Here is a 19,064-nt window from a genome sequence, read left to right on the forward strand (position 1 = left end):
ATTTGGTGACACATGAAAATCGGCATACTGCAGACTGGCCACGCGCCCGAACCGCTGGAACGATCGTTCGGCGACTACGACCTGATGTTTCAACAGCTTCTGGACGGCAACGATTTCGAGTTCGTGACCTATGCGGTGGTGGATGATGTGTTCCCCGACAGCGCAAGCGATTGCGATGGATGGGTGATCACCGGCTCGCGGCATGGCGCCTACGAAGATCATCCCTGGATCCCCAAGCTCGAGCAACTGATCCGCGAGATCCAAGCGGCACGAAAACCGCTGGTCGGCGTCTGTTTCGGCCATCAGATCATCGCTCAGGCGTTGGGTGGCAAGGTTGAAAAGTTCGACAAGGGTTGGGCGATCGGACGCACCGAGTATGACTATGACGGGCGCAAGGTTTCGTTGAACGCATGGCACCAGGATCAGGTGACGGCCTTGCCCGACGGCGCCCAGCTATTGGGTAGCAACGCGTTCTGCAAGAACGCGATGGTTGCATACGGGGACACGATTTGGACGGTGCAGGCACATCCCGAATACTCCAACGATTTCATTCAGGGCCTCATGGAGTCACGTGGTAAAGGCCTGGTACCCGACGCCCTGATGGACGACGCAAAAACCCGATGGAACGCTCCGGATGACAACGCCAATATCGGGCGTTTCATGGCAGAGTTCCTGAAGAAAGAGAGGGCCTGATGGCCGACTGGACAGACCAACTTCCACAAGCAGCTCGGGATTACATCGAAGGGCACCGGCTGGACGAGGTCGAGTGCATCATCTCGGACCTGCCGGGGATTGCCCGCGGCAAGGCGGTTCCGGCATCGAAATTCGCCAAGCAGGCCTATTTCCATCTACCCGACAGCATTTTCTACCAAACCATCACTGGTGACTGGGGCGAGGCCGCGGGCGAGGATGGGTTCATCGAACGCGACATGATCCTCAAGCCCGATTTCAGCACGGCCTCGGCGGCACCGTGGACCGGTGACTGGACCCTTCAGGTGATCCATGACGCCTATGACCGCGACGGCGATCCGATTCCGTTCAGCCCGCGCAACGTGCTGAAACGCGTGGTCCAGCTGTACAAGGACAAAGGGTGGAAACCAGTTGTCGCGCCCGAGATGGAGTTCTTTCTGGTTGCCCGCAACGTGGACCCGGCCAAGGGGATCGAGCCGATGATGGGCCGCTCGGGCCGTCCGGCTGCCGCACGGCAGGCCTATTCCATGACCGCCGTGGATGAATTCGGCCCCGTGATCGACGACATCTACGATTTCGCCGAGGCGCAAGGGTTCGAGATCGACGGCATCACCCAGGAGGGCGGCGCCGGTCAGCTTGAGATCAACCTGCGCCATGGCGACCCGGTCAAGCTGGCCGACGAGGTGTTTTATTTCAAACGCCTGATCCGCGAGGCTGCGCTGCGCCACAACTGCTTTGCTACCTTCATGGCCAAACCGATCGAGGATGAACCGGGATCGGCCATGCACATCCATCACTCGATCATCGACATGGAGACGGGCAAGAACCTGTTCTCAGGGCCTCAGGGCGGCGAGACGGACGCGTTCTACAACTTCATCGCCGGTCTGCAACTGCACCTGCCCGCCGGGCTGGCGGTGATGGCGCCCTACGTCAACTCGTACCGGCGCTACGTCAAGGACCACGCCGCCCCGATCAACCTGGAATGGGCGCGCGACAACCGCACCACGGGCATCCGCGTGCCACTGTCAGGCCCCGACAGCCGCCGGGTGGAAAACCGCATCGCCGGGATGGATTGCAACCCCTATCTGGGCATCGCCGTGTCGCTGGCCTGCGGCTATCTTGGCCTGGTCAATCAGGACCGGCCGCGCCGTCAGTTCTATGGCGACGCCTACGAAGGTGACGGCGACATCCCGCAGGTCATGGGCAACGCGCTGGATCTGTTCGACGAGGCCGAAGCCTTGCATCAGGTTCTGGGCGCCGAGTTCGCCCGCGTCTACAGCATCGTCAAACGCGCCGAGTACGAGGAGTTCCTGCAGGTGATATCGCCGTGGGAGCGTGAACACCTGCTGCTGAACGTCTGAGCCATGTGCGCCATGAACCTGCTGTACAGCAATGACAAACGCGGCACCTACCCGCCCAGCTGGTATGCCGCCACCGCGCACCCGCGAACCTCGACCGAGCCGCTGCGCGGCGATGTCACCGCTGACGTTTGCGTCGTGGGTGGAGGGTATACGGGTCTTTCGACCGCGCTGCACCTGGCCGAGGCCGGGTTCAAGGTGGTCCTGCTTGAAGCGCATCGCGTGGGTTTCGGCGCCTCGGGGCGCAATGGTGGCCAATTGGGCAGCGCCCAGCGCATGGATCAGGAAGACCTGGAAAAGCTGGTCGGACGCGACGACGCGGCCAAGCTGTGGGATCTGGCCGAAGACGCCAAGACGCTGGTCAAATCGCTGATCGAACGCCACGGCATCGATTGCGACTTGAAACCGGGCATCGCCACGTTGGGCTTCAGCGACGGCGAACGCGCCGAATTGCACGCTCACGCCGATCACCTGAAAACCGCCTATGGCTATGACCAGATCGAGCAGCTGGATGCCGAAGCCGGGCGCGTGCTTTGTCCCTCGCCGGCCTATGCGGGCGGATATCTGGACATGGGCGCGGCCCATCTGCACCCGTTGAACTATGCGCTGGGTCTGGCCGAGGCCGCCTTGGCCGCCGGCCTGACGCTGCACGAAAACACCGAGGTTCTGGGCATCGAGGAAGGCCCGCGCGTCACCGTTCGCACCGAACAGGGTTCGGTCACGGCCGACCATCTGGTTCTGGCTTGCAATGGCTATCTGGGCAAATTGAACCGCAAGGTCGCCGCGCGGGTCATGCCGATCAACAATTTCATCGCCGCGACCGAGCCGCTGGGCGCCGAGGCCGCAAAGGTTCTGACGCAGGACGTGGCCGTTGCCGACACGAAATTCGTGGTGAACTATTTCCGCCTCAGCGCCGATGGGCGACTGCTGTTCGGCGGTGGCGAGAGCTATGGCTATCGCTTTCCATCCGACATCGCCGCCAAGGTCCGCAAACCGATGACCGAGATATTTCCGCATCTGCGCGACGTTCGGATCGACTATGCCTGGGGCGGCACGCTGGCCATAACCATGCGGCGGATGCCCTACCTGACGCGTCTGGCGCCCAACATCCTGTCGGCCTCGGGCTATTCCGGTCATGGGGTCGGCACCGCAACCCATGCCGGTCAGTTGATGGCGCTGGCCATCCAGGGCCAGTCCGAAGGGTTCGACACGATGGCCCGCGTGCCCGCTCTGCCTTTTCCCGGAGGCTCGGCCCTGCGCAGCCCTCTGCTGGTGCTGGCGATGACTTGGTATGCCCTGCGTGATCGGCTGGGCCTTTGACCCACCACTTGTGACGGTTCGGTGAAATTTCGCCCAGCAGGCGAATGAAGGCTTGGTTTACGCGGGCTTTCATTTTATCTTTTCCAAACATAGAATTTGGGATTATCAAATATGACGCTGCCACCCAACGTCCACGACGCCGAACCCATCCCCGCCGCTGCCAGAGACGCGATCGAAGCCCTGATGCAATCCGGGGACCTGTTCCGCTATACCGCGCCGCAGGACGCGCCGGTTGCTTTGCTTGAGGCCGAATTCGCCGAGTTGCTGGGCAGCAAATACGCGCTGGCGGTGTCGTCCTGTTCGGCGGCGTTGTTCTTGTCGCTCAAGGCGCTGGGGCTGCCGCGGGACGCGCGGGTGCTGATCCCGGGCTTTACCTTTGCGGCGGTGCCCTCGTCGGTGGTTCATGCCGACTGCGTTCCGGTCCTGTGCGAGGTGGGCGACAATTACCGCATCGACATCGACGATTTCGCGGCCAAGCTCGACGACGCTCAAGCGGTGATCATCAGCCACATGCGCGGCCATACCTCGGACATGGACGCGATCATGGCGCTGTGCGACGCGCGCGACATCCCGGTGATCGAGGACGCGGCTCATTCGCTGGGCACCACTTGGCATGGCCGCAACATCGGCACCATCGGCAAGGTGGGCTGTTTCTCGTTCCAGTCCTACAAGATGATCAACGCGGGCGAAGGAGGCATCCTTGTCACCGACGACGCCGACCTGGTCGCCCGCGCCGTGATCATGTCGGGCGCTTATGAGCACAATTGGAAGAAGCACAAAGGACCGCACGGCCAGAATACGCCCGATCTGGAGCAGGCCTTTGCCCGATGGCAGAACAAGCTGCCGCTCTACAATCTGCGCATGAGCAACCTCAGTGCCGCGGTGATCCGCCCCCAACTGCCCGAATTGGCGCGGCGGGTGCGGGACGGGCTGGCCAACCACGATTATGTCGCGCAGCGCCTGAACAGCTCACCGCACGTCCACGTACCCGACCCGCTGACACCGGAACGGCGTGCGCCGGATTCGATCCAGTTCAACCTGGTCGATCTGAACAAAGATCAGATCAAGGCATTTGCCGCCGCCGCCGAGGGCCGTGGCGTCAAGGTGCAGGTCTTTGGTCTGAGCGAGGACAACGCCCGCGCCTTCTGGAACTGGCAGTTTCTGCCAGAGCAGGTCGAGTTGCCTCGAACACGAGCAATGCTGATGTCGGCCTGTGACGTGCGCCTGCCGGTGCGCCTGACCCGCGCGGAACTGGATGTAATAGCCGACATCATCCTGGCCTCGGTCGGCGAGGTTACCGCGCCCGAAGTGGCCTTCGGCACCTGACCCCAACACAGGAAAGAAAAGGCTCGGGTTGTCCGGGTCTGTCCGACATCAGCTGAGCTTGGAAAGCTTCTGCTGCAACTCGGCCAGTTGTTTCTTGATGTCGTCCAAGTCTTCTTTGGACTCGGACTTGCCTTCTTCGTCCTTGTCCGGCCCGGACCAATTACCCGACAGCCCGCCTGTCATGGCCTTCAGGAACGCCTGCTGCTGCGCCTGCATTGCTTCGAACCCGGGCATGCTGCTCATGGGGTTCATCGCATTCATGTTTTCCATCATCTTGGCCTGGCTTTCGCGCAGCATCTCAAAGCTGGATTGCAGGAATTGAGGCATCATGCCCCCGCCCGGCACCATGTAGCTGCGCACCAGGTCATTCAGAACGTTCACAGGCAGAACGTTCTCACCCCGGCTTTCATGTTCGGCAATGATTTGAAGTAGATACTGTCGTGTCAGGTCGTCGCCGGTTTTCAGGTCGATGATCTGAACCTCGCGCCCGTCGCGGATGAACCCAGCGATGTCCTCGAGCGTGACGTAGTCGCTGGTCTCGGTGTTATACAGCCGACGGCTGGCATACCGCTTGATCAGCAGAGGTTTATCTTTGTCCGACACCGTTTACCCTCCCCAAGGATGATGCGTTGCAGCAGAGGTTATGCGACTGCAGAACAAAAAGAAAGGGCAGGTCAATGGACCTGCCCTTAGCGATTGCACCAATTTGGGAGGGATGGGTGCGTTTCGCGGATCTTGCTTACTTGGCAGCCGTAGCTTTCTTGGCAGCAGCGGTCACTTCGTTGGTGGCTTTCTTGACGGCCGCGGTGGTTTCTTCCGCAGCTTCTTTGCCAGCAGCCATCAGCAGCTCGACAGTTTCCGACTGAACTTTCTTGGCGATTTCAGCGAAAGCAGCCAGGTTCTCGGCAGCAACTTCAGCCGAAGCGCTGGCGAAATCGGTTGCTGCTTTGGCGTAGTCGGCCGGCTCTGCTTTGGCTTTCGACATCTCGCTCAGCTTGGCCAGAGTTTCCTTGGTCCATTTGTTCGAGATTTCAGCCGATTTCTCGGCAGCTTCCAGAGCAACACCCGACAGCTTTTCGTTCAGCGAAGCGGTCGATTTGAATGCATTTTCAACGGCGGAGGTGTCCACCGGGAACGCGCCCATCATGTCTTTCATGATCGCGGTAAAGTCTTGGGTCTTTGCCATTGTCCTAATCCTTTCAGCCGGTCCGGGCCCACCCCGGGTTTCATCAGCTTGAGGACAATATGATTGCTGCGCCGCAGCATTTCAAGTTTTTTGTTGCTGCACCGCAGAATTTTTTAGTTTCAATGTGAAATCAAGACTTTGGTTTGGCGACTACATAGGTTCCCGGCGCCGGAGCCAACGGTGGGTGGCTCGAATCACCCGGTTCGCGTGCCGGAACCTGCTTGCCAGACCGCTTCTTCAACCAAGCCTCCCAGCGGGGCCACCACGAGCCTTCGTGGAAGCTTGCCTCTTTCATCCAGGTATCGGCACCCGCCTTGAGATCGGGGTTGGTATAGTGACCGTATTTCTTTTTGCTGGGCGGATTGACGATGCCTGCAATATGTCCCGATTCCGAAACGATGAAGGTTTTGCTGCGCGACCCCATTTTCTGCACGCCGCGATAGCAGTCTTTCCAAGCGGCGATATGGTCCGTCTCGCAGGTGATCGCCATCAACGGCACATCCACATCGCGGACATGCAGCTTGTGGCCCATCAATTCGAACCCGTCCGAGGCGAACTCGTTGCGCTGACACAAGCCACGTAGATACTGCACGGCCATTTTCGCGGGCAGGTTCGCGCCGTCCCCATTCCAGTACAAAAGGTCAAAGGCGGGTGGCGTCTCGCCCAGCATGTAGCTGCGGATCGCCGGTCCATAAACCAGGTCGCGAGACCGAAGGAACGACATCGTGCGCGCCATGATCCATGACCGCAGCACACCTTCCTTGTTCACCTCTTCCTCGATCCCGTCGATGAAATCATTCTGCAGGAAGGGGGTAAACTCGCCCTGATCCGAAAAATCGGTCAGCGCCGTGAAGAACGTGGCGGATTTGATCGACTTGTCACCGCGCTGTTTCAAAAGCGACAGAGTGAGGCTCAAGGTCGTTCCGGCAATGCAGTACCCGACCGCATTGACCTGTTTGACCTTGCAGATCTTCTTGGCCTCTTCGACCGCCGTCAGGAATCCGTCCTGAACGTAGTCTTCCATTCCCGTTTCGGCATAGCTGGAATCCGGATTGACCCAGCTGACGACGAACAAGGTATAGCCCTGATCGGTGATCCACTTGATCAGACTGTTTTGTGCCTTCAGATCCAGAATGTAGAACTTGTTGATCCAGGGCGGGAACAGAACGACGGGGGTTTCATAAACCGTCTCAGTCGCAGGACTGTACTGGATCAGTTCCATCATCCGATTTCGATAGACGACTTCGCCGGGCGTTGTGGCCAGGTTGCCGCCCACCTTGAACGCGTTTTCGTCCGCCAGCTTGACGATCAACTCGCCATCATTCGCTTCGAGATCGGCAACAAGATTCTCCAGCCCCTGGATCAGCGACTGGCCATCGGTTTCGATCGCCTTCTGCAGAGCGTCCGGGTTGGTCGGCAGGAAATTCGTCGGCGACATCATGTCGACAATCTGCTGCGAGAAGTATTTCAGCCGCCGCTTGTCCTTGGCGTCCAAGTCCTCGACCGACTCCACCGCGTTCGCGATGGCTTCGGCATTGGTCAGGTATTGCTGACGGACGAGACGGAAATAGGGGTTCGTATCCCACAGCGGGTTCGAGAAGCGTTTATCCTTGCTCGGAGCCTCGTCCGCTTCGCCTTCGCCGGCCAGCAGGGCCTGCTGCGCCGCAGCAAAGTTCAGGACGGACTTTCCCCAGTATTCCAGCTGTTGTTCCAACAACTTGGCCGGGTTCTGCAGGGCCTCGGCCCAATAAGCTGTTGCTGCTCTTGCAAAAAGTTCCTGATTCGGGCCGTCCAGCGCGGGAGTATGAGCTTTTTTTGACGCCATCACCTCGATCAGCCGCTTGGACAGGTCTTCGACTTTCAGCATGTTTTCCTTAAGGCGTTCAACGTGTTCGTCGCTTAAGTCGGGCATGTGGCCTTCACTTGTTGTCATTTTAACAAATCCCCCCTAACCTCGCTGCTGTGCAGAATATCGTCGTGGGCACCGGGGGGCAAAGCGACGAATGGTCCGAACTCTCAGGCTGACATTTAGGAGGCCATTCCCGTGCGTTACATGATGACCTACGACCTGATGGAAACCATGCGCAACACCAACCAATGGCTTGGTGCAACCGCAAGCGCGATGGCGTCCTACCCCCAGTTTTCCATGATCCCCAACCCGGCATTCAACTGGATGGCCGCGTGGGGCGAAGTAACCGAACGCACGTTTCAACGCATGGTCGTGAAACCCGATTGGGGTATCCGAACGTTTACCTGCGAAGACGGCAAAGATCATCTGGTGGATGTCACCTCCGTGCTTGAACGCCCGTTTGGCGATCTGGTCCACTTTCGCGTGAATGGCCGCAAAGAGCAACCGCGCAAGGTGCTGTTGGTTGCGCCGATGTCCGGACACTACGCCACCCTGCTGCGCTCGACCGTCAAGAGCCTGCTGGTCAATTGCGAAGTCTACGTGACCGATTGGCATAACGCGCGCGACATCCCCGTGTCCGAAGGCAAGTTCGATGTCGAGGACTACACCCTGTACCTTGTCGATTTCATGAAGGAGCTGGGGCCGGACACGCATGTCGTCGCTGTCTGCCAGCCCGCGCCCCTGACCCTTGCGGCGACGGCGTACCTTGCCGAAACCGACCCCAAGGCGCAGCCCAGCACGCTGACGCTGATCGGTGGCCCGGTTGACCCTGACGCAACCCCGACCGAAGTCACCGATTTCGGCCGCCGGGTGACCATGGGCCAGCTTGAGGAAACGATGATCCAGCGGGTGGGCTTCAAATACAAGGGCGTGGGACGCATGGTTTATCCCGGGCTTCTTCAATTGGCATCCTTCATGTCGATGAATGCCGAGCGCCATGGCAAGGCGTTCTCCGACCAGATCCAGCGCGTCATGCGGGGTGAGGCGTCGGATCATGACGCCCACAACCGTTTCTACGATGAATATCTGGCCGTGATGGACATGACGGCAGAGTTCTACCTCTCGACGGTCGAGCGGGTGTTCAAGAACCGTGAGATCGCCCGGAATGAGTTCATCGTGGCTGGCCACAAAGTCGACATCGGCAAAATCACGGATGTGGCGGTCAAGACGGTCGAAGGCGCCAATGACGACATCTCGGCCCCCGGTCAGTGTATCGCGGCGCTGGACTTGTGCACCGGCCTGCCCGACAGCAAGAAGGCCAGCCATGTCGAACCCGGCGCGGGCCATTACGGTATCTTCGCCGGACGCAGTTGGCGTGACAATATCCGCCCGCTGGTCATAGACTTCATGAACGAAAACAGCCGCAAACCGCGCCGCCGCGCGGCCAACAGCAACAAGGTTGCTTGATGTCCGCAGACCCGGCGCCTGCCCTTCCGTTCGCCTGCAACTGCGGTGAGCTTAGCGGCGAGATCACGGCCAAAGGGGTGTCCAGTGGCACCCATGTCGTCTGTTTCTGCCCAGATTGCCGCGCCGGACAGCTGTATTTCGGTCAACCTGACCCCGCACCGGGGCCGGTAGACATTTTTCAGATGTCGCCCGAATATATCCGCATCACCAAAGGCGCCGAGAACCTGGCCGTGATGCGGCTGGGACCCAAAGGTCTGTTTCGATGGTACGCCAAATGCTGCAACGCGCCTTTGGCGACCACCACCAGCAGCATGAAATTCCCCTTTGCCGGATTTGATGTCGCCAGGTTTTCCGATCCATCCCCTCTGGGGCCTGTGAAGACCCGCGCCCATGTCCCGCAGGCGAATGGCAAATGGAAGCACGAGAATGTGGCTCCTGCTGTTCTCGGCATGATCCGCAGAGTCATTGCGGCGCGCCTTTCCGGTCGTTGGAAGCAAACTCCGTTCTTCGACGTCGTAACCGGCGATCCGGTCGTGGCTCCGCATGTCATCAGCCTTGAAGAACGCAAGGCGCTGTACGACTAGAAAGCCCGCACGGGTATGTTCAACCAGTCGGACAGCGCGTCGGTGGTTTCACCCGGCGCTTCAAGCGTCGGAAGATGCCCCGCCATGTCCACCACATGCAAGGCTGCACCGGGGATCAACTCGGCCATGAAACTGTGTTTTCTGACCGGCGTCAGAGTGTCGTGTGCCCCGCACAGAACCAATGTCGGCACCTTTATTCGCCGCAATGTGCCCTGCTGATCCGGGCGGCGCTGCAGAGCGCGCATTTGGCGCACGAACAGTTCCGGTCCCAGCTCCAGCGCCATTTCCAGCATGTCGTTCAATATCGGGATCCGCTGCGGTCCGGGGGCCAGCGTGTCCGAACCCAGAACCTTGCGCATGACATCCTCAAGACGGCCAGCCTGTGCCGCAACGATCAGCTCTTCGCGGTCAGCGGCGATCTGGGGGGTATCGGCCTGCGCATCCGTCGCCATGAGGCAAAGGCGGGTCACGCGTTCCGGGGCCCGGCGCACCAGTTCCAGCGCGACAATGCCCCCCATGCTCAGACCAGCCAACGCAAAGCGGTGGGGCAACTGGTCCAAAAGCGACGAGGCAATCTCTTCGATCCGATCACCGCCGCCGATCGGCGCGACCATCACCGGCCTGGTCTGAGACAGCCGGGTTGTTTGCGGCTGAAACAGCCGTGCATCGCACATCAATCCTGGCAACAAGACCAGCGGCTCGATCACGCAGGGCCTCCTTGTACTGGCCGATCGGCTCGGCCGTTTTGTTGATCAGGATGAGAGTTTCGGCGCAGACGGGCAAGAAAAACTTTAGGGATAGCGGATTGCGCGAAATTCGGGAAAGTCCGCATAGCGCCGACGGCGTTCACGCAGGGCCTCATCCGGATCGGTACCGGCCCTGAGCAGACTGCCCCGCGGCGCAATGTAGCTGTCGATCCGGCGCAGTGGGGTGGGCCGCCACACCAGATTGAAGGCGCAGAGTTTGGGAAAGAACCAGATCTCGGAATAATCCAGATGATCGTGCATCCACCAGGCCAGATCGCGCCAGTCCCTGCCTTGTGCGTACCGGTCGGCAAACCATGGGATCACGATCGAGGCTCCGGCAATTCGCGCCTCGCCTGTTCCCCGGTCCCAGATGTGGCATTCAAGTGGATGATCGTTGCGGGCGCAGTTCAACTTGTTCTCGTTTCCAAACCGGTTCAGCGCGGGTGACCGGTATCCAGACCGGACGGCAACACGCCCGAATGTTTCCTCCAACGGATCCAGAAGGGTTTCGCAAAATGCACGGCCGGTTTCGATGGCCAGATCCGGGTTGTCCGGCAGGTTCTGTTTTTTGTGAAAGTTCCCGATCTCGGAATACAGGAAATCGCGCATGAAGAAATGGCGCGACAGGCGCACGCGGCCCAGGGTCTCGAGGCTCCACATGCTGCCCGGTCTGCGCATATTCAATACCCGTTCCAACGAAAGGCCCCATCCGGCGCGAGGGCCGAGTACGGGTTGAACGCAACTTCCCAGATCGTGCCATCCGGTGCCCGAAAGTACCCATGGTGCCCGCCCCAGAACACGTCCGAGGCCGGCTTCAGGATTTCGGCCCCCGCTGCCTCGGCAGCTTGCAACAGTTCGGCGACACCCTCCTTGGATCGGCAATTGTGGCTGAGCGTCATCGCGCCGCGCCCCAGGGTTTCAACGCCAACCCCGATTTCTTCGGCCAGCGCGGTCAATGAATACAGACCCAGCGTCTGGCCGATCAGGTCAAAAACGATCACCCCGTCCGGGCTGTCGGTGCGGCGCCAGCCCAGCGCCTCGTAAAAGCGGGCTGCGGCTTCGGGATCTTCGGCCCCGATCGTGATCAGGCTGACGCGTTGCTCCATCACTCCACCCCCAAACCGTTCAGCCATTGCAGAATACCGGCCACCGTCGCATCGGTCTGCCCCGGCGACATCAGCCGTCCGGCAATGACGTGCGATTGCGGGTCGTCACCCGACCCCATAGTTACGGTCCGAACGGTCGCAGGTGCCCCCCAGTCTTCTGCAACTTTGTGAGTCAGGTCGGGCCGAACCACCTGATCGTCATCCGCGAACCAGAACAGAGCCGGCACCAGTGCGCCCGAAAAATCCAGCTCGTAGACGGTATCGACCAGAACAGACATCGGAACCACCGCCTCCCACGGATAAGAGGACGACCAATACAGGTTCTTTTCCGGATCAGGGCCCGACACCTCGCGGGTTTCCCCCATCAGCAACGGCAGCCAGCTGCGCGCCCAAGGCAGTGACGGTATCCAGGATCCGGCCGCCTGCACCCCGAAATTGGGCGAGATGAACACCATCCCGACCACGTCCTTGCTCAGTTCGGGGTCCAACGCCGCGGCTGCCGCCAGGGTTCCCCCGGTCGAGGTCGAGATCACGATAACCTTGTCGCCCACGGCGCGGGCGGCGGCCAGGCCTTCGGCCATGTCCCGCATCCAGCCCGAGGCCGTCCCTTCGGCCATTGCCAGCCCGTCGCGCCCGTGCCCCTGCAGGCGCGTATAGACCAGATTGGCCCCCAGCGCCTCAGCGATCCTGTCGGGCACCGGGCGGATTTCCTCGGACGAGGCCGAGAACCCGTGCACATAAAGCACCGAATAGGGCGCGCGCCGTTCTTTGAATCCGTCCTGCCAGATCACCCGCTTTTCGACGCCCGGTACGATATCGTCATAGGCGGACTCGATGCTTTCGAAATAGACCTGAACCCCCTCGCCGAACTTGCGCGGATCGAACCGCGGGTGCAGATCCACCTCTTCGCGCGGGCCGAACCAGTAGATCAGCCCGCCGACCACCATCAACGCCAGCAAGGCCCGTCCGAGAAACCGCCCCAGCCGCCGCATCAATTTGCCCCCATCACGTCGCGAACCGCATCCTCGATCAGCCCCAGGCATGGCCCGTCCGAGAACCGGTGATCCGCATCCTTGACCAGCAACAGCCGCATGTCCGGACCGCTGGCATGGTCGAGCAGCCGTACCGCCGTCTCGGTGGAAACCGCCGTATCCGCCGTGCCTTGCAGAAACCGTACCGGGAACGGCAGGTTCAACGGCGACCGCAAGACTAACAGCGTCCGGCCATCCTCGATCATCCGCTTGGTGATGATGTAAGGCTCCATGTAGTCCGAAGGCAGTTCAACATGCCCCACCGTCTCCAGCGCCTGTTTCTGTTCGTCGGTGAACGAGGCCCAATAGCCGTCCTCGGTGAAATCCGGCGCCGCAGCGATGGTGACCATCCCCGCGATCCGCTCGGGCATGGCCCGCGCCAGCAACAGCGCCTGCCAGCCGCCCATGGACGAACCCACCACAATCAGCGGCCCTTCGGTCAGCGCTGAAACCGCCGCAACCGTGTCCTCATGCCAATCCCCGATGCACCCTTCCTCGAACCGGCCGGAACTTTCGCCATGCCCGGAATAGTCGAACCGCAGATAGGCCTGCCCACGTGCCCGGGCCCAGTCCTCGAGATGCACCGCCTTGGTGCCCTCCATGTCCGACTTGAGGCCACCCAGAAAAACGACCGTGGGCCCCGCCCCATCGCTCTTGTGATAGGCCAGCCGCCGCCTCTGTGGCGTTTCCAGAAATGTCGTCGCTGCCATGAAACCCTCACTTGCTTTTCCAGCATCATGCACGCACCGCGCCCAAGTGCAATTCCCGCCCCTCCGTCATCTGGAGGCAGATATCCCGCGGCACGCTTGGAGCAGAGCCCTCTGCCCGCCAACGCTTGACACAGCCACCACCACCTGCCAAACGGACCCGACACCATAACCCGCAACCGGGCGTTCAGTGGGCGCCAAACCGACGAGGAGAGCCAGACCATGGCCCTGGATTCAAAATCCGTCTCTCTTACCTTCCCCGATGGCAATTCCCGATCCTACGCGGCAGGCGTCACGCCGGCCGAGGTCGCTGCCGACATCTCCACCTCGCTGGCGAAAAAGGCCATCTCGGCCACCGTCAACGGCCAGCATTGGGACCTGCAGTGGCCCATCGAACAGGATGCCGAAATCGCTCTCCATACGATGAAGGACGAGGCCCAGGCCAACGAGTTGATCCGCCACGACTTCGCCCACGTGATGGCCCGCGCGGTGCAGGAAATCTGGCCCGACACCAAGGTCACCATCGGCCCGGTCATCGAAAACGGCTGGTATTACGACTTTGACCGCGCAGAGCCCTTCACGCCCGAAGATCTCGGCCTCATCGAGAAAAAGATGAAAGAGATCATCAACAAGCGCGATCCCGTCACCACCGAGATCTGGGACCGCGAACGTGCCATCGCGTTCTACAAGGCCAACAACGAGCCCTACAAGGTCGAGCTGATCGAGGCGATTCCGGGTGACGAGCCGGTGCGCATGTATTGGCACGGCCATTGGCAGGACCTGTGCCGCGGCCCGCACCTGCAGCATACCGGCCAACTACCCGGCGACGCGTTCAAGCTGATGTCCATCGCCGGCGCCTACTGGCGTGGCGACAGCAACCGCCCGATGCTGCAGCGTATCTATGGCGTTGCCTTCACCGGCAAGGAAAAGCTCAAGGCGCACCTGCACATGCTGGAAGAGGCCGCCAAGCGCGACCACCGCAAGCTGGGCCGCGAGATGGACCTGTTCCACATGCAGGAAGAGGCCCCGGGCCAGATCTTCTGGCACCCCAACGGCTGGACCATCTACACCCAGCTTCAGGACTATATGCGGCGTGCCCAGCACCGCGGCGGCTATGTCGAGGTCAACACCCCTCAGGTGGTCGACCGCAAGCTGTGGGAACGCTCGGGCCACTGGGACAAGTACCAGGAAAACATGTTCATCGTCGAAGTCGACGAGGAACACGCCCGCGAAAAGGCCGTGAACGCGCTCAAACCGATGAACTGCCCCTGCCACGTGGAAATCTTCAAGCAGGGCCTGAAATCCTACCGCGACCTGCCGCTGCGCATGGCCGAATTCGGATCCTGCGCGCGCTACGAACCCTCGGGCGCGCTGCATGGCATCATGCGGGTCCGCGGCTTTGCTCAGGACGACGCGCATATTTTCTCGACCGAGGACCAGATCGGCGATGAATGTGCCCGCTTCATCGGGTTTCTGACCGATGTCTACAAGGATCTGGGTTTTGACAGTTTCAAGGTCAAATTCTCGGATCGCCCCGAACAGCGCGCCGGCTCGGATGAGGTCTGGGACAAGGCCGAAGAAGCCCTGCTGACCGCCACCCGCGCTGCGGGGGTCGAGCCGGAACTGAACCCCGGCGAAGGTGCTTTCTATGGGCCGAAGCTGGAATTCGTCCTGACCGACGCAATCGGGCGTGACTGGCAATGCGGCACATTCCAGGTGGATTTCGTCCTGCCCGAACGGCTGGACGCCACCTATATCGGCGCCGATGGGGCCAAACACCGTCCGGTGATGCTGCACCGCGCCTGCCTGGGGTCGTTCGAACGGTTCATCGGCATCCTGATCGAAGAACACGCCGGCAAACTGCCGTTCTGGCTGGCGCCGCGCCAGGTCGTCGTGGCCTCGATAACCTCCGAGGCCGATGACTATGTTCTGGAAGTGGTCGAAACGCTCAAGGCTGCCGGTGTCCGGGCCGAGGCCGACATCCGCAACGAGAAGATCAACTACAAGGTCCGTGAACATTCCGTCGGCAAGGTGCCGGTGATCCTGGCCGTCGGCCACCGCGAGGTCGAAGAGCGCACAGTCAGCGTCCGCCGCCTGGGCGAGAAGCAGACCCAGGTCCAGCCGCTTGACGCTGTAACAAAAGAGCTGGCGCACGCGGCAACGCCCCCCGATCTTCTGTAACAATCGGCACAGTCTTGCCGCCAATCCGGCCCCCAGCACGGGGCCGGATTGAAACATTTCTGGATTTCCTAATTTATTACAGTGTGTTAACTTGCAAGGGGCATTAACGCTCCCTGACACAGCCGTGAGACACGGGCTCGTGAATTCAACAGAGCAGTGTCAGCCGTTACCTTTGTCACTGTCACAAGCAGACATACGCAATCACGAAAAGGATTACCTGAGATGTCGAACACCGCCAAAACCCTCGTAATCGCAAGCGCCGTTGCCGCAGCCGTTGCGGGCTCTGCAACCACCGCCGCCGCTCAGGCCAAAGAAAAATGCTATGGCGTATCGCTGGCAGGCCAGAACGACTGCGCCGCCGGACCGGGCACCACATGTGCCGGCACCTCGACCGTGGATTACCAAGGCAACGCCTGGACGTTGGTCGATGCGGGCACCTGCGCCGACATCGAGCTGCCCAAATCCGCGGACGGAACGCCCCGCAAAGGCTCGCTCGAGCCGCTGGAACGCGATCTGCCGGCATAAGGCACGGGAAGGAATGTCAGGGGCGGGCTAAACCAAACAGCCCGCCCTGTTTCTTGCTGAGAAGGATCACGCGATGTTGGATGACGCCCGCAGAATGCAACGGCTGCCCGCCGCGCCCGGGGTCGGCTACAAGCCGCAGCACTATGCCGAGATCCTTGACCAGCCCGGCCCGGTCGGCTGGCTGGAAATTCACGCCGAAAACTACATGGGCGACGGCGGCCGACCGCTGGCGCAGCTACGCCACCTGTCCGAACGGTTTCCCATTTCCGTGCACGGCGTGGGCCTGTCCATCGGTGGCGAAGGCCCGCTGGACGCCGAGCACCTGGCCCGCCTGAAGCATCTTGTGGGCTGGCTGAACCCGGCCAGCTTTTCGGAGCATCTGGCATGGTCCACCCATGACAGCCAGTTCCTGAACGATCTGCTGCCCCTGCCCTATACCGACGCCACACTGGCCCGCATCTGCGATCATATCGACCAGGTACAGCAGACGGTGGGCCGGCAGATGTTGCTGGAAAATCCCTCCAGCTATCTCGCTTTTACCGAAAGCACGTGGTCCGAACCCGACTTCTTGCGCGAGGTTGCGCGCCGGACCGGATGTGGCCTGCTGTTGGACGTCAACAACGTCTTCGTCTCGGCCACCAATCTGAATTACAGCCCGCGGGCCTATATTGACGCCTACCCTCTGGACCAGGTTGGCGAGATCCACCTGGGTGGCCATGACGAGGATCAGGACGATCACGGCCAACCCCTGCTGATCGACAGCCATGGCCGCGCCGTCGTCGATCCGGTCTGGGCGTTGCTGGATTATGTGCTCGACCAGTCGGGCCCCAAACCCGTGCTGATCGAATGGGACAATGACGTGCCCGACTGGCCCACCCTGCGCGCCGAGGCAGAACGCGCGCAATCCGCGCTGGACCGGATCCCGGCATGAGCGTCTCGCAATCAGAATTCCGGGCGGCCCTGCTGGATCCGACGGCTCCCGTGCCCGAGGGGTTGCTGGACGATCAGGCCCGCCCCGCCGGACGCCGCTTCAGCGTCTACCGCAACAACGTGGCCGTGTCGCTGACCGAGGCCATGCACCAGGCATTTCCGGTCATAACCAAGCTGCTGGGTCCGCAGAATATGGACGGTCTGGCCGGGATCTATCTGCGTCGGAACCCGCCTAGCTCTCCGCTGATGATGTTCTATGGCGAGAACTTCCCCGAATTCCTCGCCGACACCGAGCAACTGGCGCATCTTGGCTATCTGCCCGACGTGGCACGGCTGGAGTTGGCATTGCGCCGGTCCTACCACGCCGCCGACAGCCAACCGATCGCGCCCGACGCGCTGGCCGCCCTGCCGCCCGAAGACCTGATGCAGGCCCGGCTGGGCTTTGCCCCGGCCATGCAGTTGATCCGATCCGACTGGCCCATCCACTCCATCTGGCGGTTCAACACCGAAGACGGCGCGCCAAAGCCTCAGCCCGGTGCGCAGGACGTGCTGATCACGCGCCCCGAATTCGACCCGTCGCCACACCTGCTGCCGCCCGGCGGGGTCGACTGGATCACCGCCATGCAGGCCGGCCAGACCATTGGTCAGGCCTTCGAGGCAACCACCACTCGGACGCCCGCGTTCGACCTGGGTGCCACCCTGGCACTGCTGTTGCAGGGCAGTGCAATTACTTCAGTGACTATCGAAAGGCCGGAAACATGACTGCCCTGATCTCTATGCACAATTCCGCACTTGGAAAGCTGGACCACACCTCGAACTGGCTGACACCGACCGTGGCGCGGCTGACTTTCATAGCGGTTCTTCTGGTCTATTACTGGAACTCGGCCATGACCAAGCTGGGCAGCGGCTTTTTCGGGTTCCTGTTCCCCTCGGATGGGGCCTATGTCCAGATCTTCCCCAAGGCCATGGAGGCCGTCGGCTACGACAGCTCGCAGCTAGGGTTCTTTACCTGGCCCGTTGCCGTCGCCGGAACCTGGGCCGAATTCATCCTGCCTGCATTGCTTCTGGTGGGGCTGCTGACCCGCCTTGCCGCCCTGGGCATGATCGGGTTCGTCTGGGTCCAGACCTTCACCGATGTCACCGGGCACGGGGTCAAACTGGGCGGTCTGTTCGACAACACCATCACCCTGATGGATCAGCGGGTCATGTGGACCTTCCTCTTCGTTGTGATCGTGATCAACGGCGCGGGCCCGCTCTCGCTCGATCGGGTTCTGCGCCTGAAATGATCTAGAAATGCGCCTTGGGTTCGTCCGGCTTGCCCGCGGCGATCCCAAGCAGCCCCGCGACGCCGGCGAAGGCAATCGGGAACATGGTGAACACGCCGAAGCCAAAGGCATAGTACATCCCCGCCGCGGAAATCAGCAGAAGCACTCCCGCCACCAGCGCACGCGCATGCGCCATGGCCCCCCCGGCAATCGCCAGCAACGGCGCCAAAAGCGATGCTGTCTTGATAAGCTGGGGGTTTTCCACCTGCTCTGCCAACCCCTCGATCTCGCCGTAACGATCCACAAGCTCGACAAACCCGTACCCAAAAAAACCGACGATCATTCCGACCAGACCGGCAATGACACCCAATATCATGGCTGCGTTTCGCATGAAGTATTCCTGATTGTTGCGCCGGTTCAGATAGTCACCCGTTCAAGCAATGCCAAGGGCTGTGCGGGTTTGCGGGGTCCAGCCCAGGAACAAGTGCCCGTCACGTTCGATCAGCGGACGCTTCATCAGGGCAGGATGATCCGCCAGTAGTTCCAGCGGTGGTCGCGAGCGTTGATCGTCGTCCAATCCACGCCAAGTTGTCGAGCGGGTGTTGAGCAAGGCTTCGCCGAACTGGTCAAACGCTTTGGCCAACATCTTCGAAGGAACACCCGCACCTCGGACATCGATGAATTCGGCATCAGGCAGTGATTTCAGTGCCTTACGGCAGGTATCGCAGGTCTTCAGGCCAAAAAGGCGCATGATGTATCCACTCCGGTCGTTGCAGCAATTTCGGGCAAAACG

21 protein-coding genes are annotated in these 19,064 nt (G+C 61.1%); 11 read left to right on the forward strand and 10 right to left on the reverse strand.

The features are described 5' to 3' along the window. The first annotated feature begins 12 nt into the window (after positions 1 to 12). From GOW72_RS08145 to GOW72_RS08160, 4 genes are all read left to right on the forward strand, one after another. Positions 13 to 693, forward strand: a complete 681-nt coding sequence (locus tag GOW72_RS08145; RefSeq protein WP_170366501.1) for a type 1 glutamine amidotransferase — start codon at positions 13 to 15, stop codon at positions 691 to 693. Then, positions 693 to 2,051: a glutamine synthetase family protein gene (locus GOW72_RS08150; RefSeq protein WP_170366502.1), complete on the forward strand. Its 1,359-nt coding sequence runs from the start codon at positions 693 to 695 to the stop codon at positions 2,049 to 2,051. Before GOW72_RS08145 ends, GOW72_RS08150 begins: the two co-directional genes overlap by 1 nt. A 12-nt stretch (positions 2,052 to 2,063) precedes the next feature. Beyond that, complete coding sequence (locus tag GOW72_RS08155) at positions 2,064 to 3,368, forward strand: NAD(P)/FAD-dependent oxidoreductase (protein WP_170366503.1); 1,305 nt, start codon at positions 2,064 to 2,066, stop codon at positions 3,366 to 3,368. Between the two features lie 111 nt (positions 3,369 to 3,479). Beyond that, positions 3,480 to 4,694 (forward strand): DegT/DnrJ/EryC1/StrS family aminotransferase, encoded by a 1,215-nt coding sequence (locus tag GOW72_RS08160; RefSeq protein WP_170366504.1) that lies wholly within the window; start codon positions 3,480 to 3,482, stop codon positions 4,692 to 4,694. Between the two features lie 48 nt (positions 4,695 to 4,742). Here GOW72_RS08160 and phaR read toward each other — a convergent pair whose 3' ends face one another. From phaR to GOW72_RS08175, 3 genes are all read right to left on the reverse strand, one after another. After that, positions 4,743 to 5,297, reverse strand: a complete 555-nt coding sequence (gene phaR, locus GOW72_RS08165) for a polyhydroxyalkanoate synthesis repressor PhaR (protein ID WP_170363106.1) — start codon at positions 5,295 to 5,297, stop codon at positions 4,743 to 4,745. A gap of 136 nt (positions 5,298 to 5,433) precedes the next feature. Then, on the reverse strand, positions 5,434 to 5,880 hold the full coding sequence (locus GOW72_RS08170) for a phasin, PhaP (RefSeq protein WP_170338288.1): 447 nt from the start codon (positions 5,878 to 5,880) through the stop codon (positions 5,434 to 5,436). 130 nt (positions 5,881 to 6,010) lie between these two features. After that, positions 6,011 to 7,813, reverse strand: coding sequence for a PHA/PHB synthase family protein (locus GOW72_RS08175; RefSeq protein WP_170366505.1), 1,803 nt, complete (start codon positions 7,811 to 7,813; stop codon positions 6,011 to 6,013). A gap of 111 nt (positions 7,814 to 7,924) precedes the next feature. Between GOW72_RS08175 and phaZ the strand changes: the two genes are divergently transcribed. Then, positions 7,925 to 9,196: a polyhydroxyalkanoate depolymerase gene (gene phaZ, locus GOW72_RS08180; RefSeq protein ID WP_170337826.1), complete on the forward strand. Its 1,272-nt coding sequence runs from the start codon at positions 7,925 to 7,927 to the stop codon at positions 9,194 to 9,196. After that, positions 9,196 to 9,780: a DUF6151 family protein gene (locus tag GOW72_RS08185; RefSeq protein WP_170366506.1), complete on the forward strand. Its 585-nt coding sequence runs from the start codon at positions 9,196 to 9,198 to the stop codon at positions 9,778 to 9,780. The genes phaZ and GOW72_RS08185 overlap by 1 nt, the downstream gene beginning before the upstream one ends. Here the strand turns inward: GOW72_RS08185 and GOW72_RS08190 are convergent. The 5 genes from GOW72_RS08190 to GOW72_RS08210 form a co-directional block, all read right to left on the reverse strand. Next, positions 9,777 to 10,487, reverse strand: a complete 711-nt coding sequence (locus GOW72_RS08190) for an alpha/beta fold hydrolase (RefSeq protein ID WP_170366507.1) — start codon at positions 10,485 to 10,487, stop codon at positions 9,777 to 9,779. The genes GOW72_RS08185 and GOW72_RS08190 overlap by 4 nt on opposite strands. An 84-nt stretch (positions 10,488 to 10,571) precedes the next feature. After that, positions 10,572 to 11,186: a hypothetical protein gene (locus GOW72_RS08195; protein WP_170366508.1), complete on the reverse strand. Its 615-nt coding sequence runs from the start codon at positions 11,184 to 11,186 to the stop codon at positions 10,572 to 10,574. Between the two features lie 20 nt (positions 11,187 to 11,206). Continuing rightward, positions 11,207 to 11,632, reverse strand: coding sequence for a VOC family protein (locus GOW72_RS08200; RefSeq protein WP_170363102.1), 426 nt, complete (start codon positions 11,630 to 11,632; stop codon positions 11,207 to 11,209). Beyond that, the gene (locus GOW72_RS08205; protein ID WP_170366509.1) at positions 11,632 to 12,624 is read right to left on the reverse strand and encodes an alpha/beta hydrolase; all 993 of its coding nucleotides are present in this window, start codon (positions 12,622 to 12,624) and stop codon (positions 11,632 to 11,634) included. Before GOW72_RS08205 ends, GOW72_RS08200 begins: the two co-directional genes overlap by 1 nt. Then, on the reverse strand, positions 12,624 to 13,373 hold the full coding sequence (locus GOW72_RS08210; protein WP_170366510.1) for an alpha/beta fold hydrolase: 750 nt from the start codon (positions 13,371 to 13,373) through the stop codon (positions 12,624 to 12,626). The genes GOW72_RS08205 and GOW72_RS08210 overlap by 1 nt, the downstream gene beginning before the upstream one ends. 219 nt (positions 13,374 to 13,592) lie before the next feature. Here GOW72_RS08210 and thrS point away from each other — a divergent pair, with 219 nt between their 5' ends. From thrS to GOW72_RS08235, 5 genes are all read left to right on the forward strand, one after another. Next, positions 13,593 to 15,551, forward strand: coding sequence for a threonine--tRNA ligase (gene thrS / locus GOW72_RS08215; protein ID WP_093962560.1), 1,959 nt, complete (start codon positions 13,593 to 13,595; stop codon positions 15,549 to 15,551). A gap of 222 nt (positions 15,552 to 15,773) precedes the next feature. Continuing rightward, entirely contained in the window at positions 15,774 to 16,076 is a 303-nt protein-coding gene (locus GOW72_RS08220; RefSeq protein ID WP_005982123.1) for a BufA1 family periplasmic bufferin-type metallophore, read from the forward strand. 73 nt (positions 16,077 to 16,149) lie between these two features. Continuing rightward, complete coding sequence (bufB, locus tag GOW72_RS08225) at positions 16,150 to 17,007, forward strand: MNIO family bufferin maturase (protein WP_170366511.1); 858 nt, start codon at positions 16,150 to 16,152, stop codon at positions 17,005 to 17,007. Continuing rightward, positions 17,004 to 17,768, forward strand: coding sequence for an HvfC/BufC N-terminal domain-containing protein (locus GOW72_RS08230; protein WP_170366512.1), 765 nt, complete (start codon positions 17,004 to 17,006; stop codon positions 17,766 to 17,768). Before bufB ends, GOW72_RS08230 begins: the two co-directional genes overlap by 4 nt. Continuing rightward, the gene (locus tag GOW72_RS08235; RefSeq protein WP_170366513.1) at positions 17,765 to 18,292 is read left to right on the forward strand and encodes a DoxX family membrane protein; all 528 of its coding nucleotides are present in this window, start codon (positions 17,765 to 17,767) and stop codon (positions 18,290 to 18,292) included. Before GOW72_RS08230 ends, GOW72_RS08235 begins: the two co-directional genes overlap by 4 nt. Position 18,293: 1 nt before the next feature. Here GOW72_RS08235 and GOW72_RS08240 read toward each other — a convergent pair whose 3' ends face one another. Together GOW72_RS08240 and GOW72_RS08245 are read right to left on the reverse strand one after the other, a co-directional pair. Next, positions 18,294 to 18,662: a hypothetical protein gene (locus tag GOW72_RS08240; RefSeq protein WP_170358498.1), complete on the reverse strand. Its 369-nt coding sequence runs from the start codon at positions 18,660 to 18,662 to the stop codon at positions 18,294 to 18,296. A gap of 42 nt (positions 18,663 to 18,704) precedes the next feature. Further along, positions 18,705 to 19,022, reverse strand: a complete 318-nt coding sequence (locus GOW72_RS08245) for an ArsC/Spx/MgsR family protein (protein ID WP_170366514.1) — start codon at positions 19,020 to 19,022, stop codon at positions 18,705 to 18,707. Positions 19,023 to 19,064 lie beyond the last annotated feature (42 nt).

This window comes from Ruegeria arenilitoris (genome assembly GCF_013032855.1).
GTDB classification, from domain to species: Bacteria; Pseudomonadota; Alphaproteobacteria; order Rhodobacterales; family Rhodobacteraceae; genus Ruegeria; species Ruegeria arenilitoris.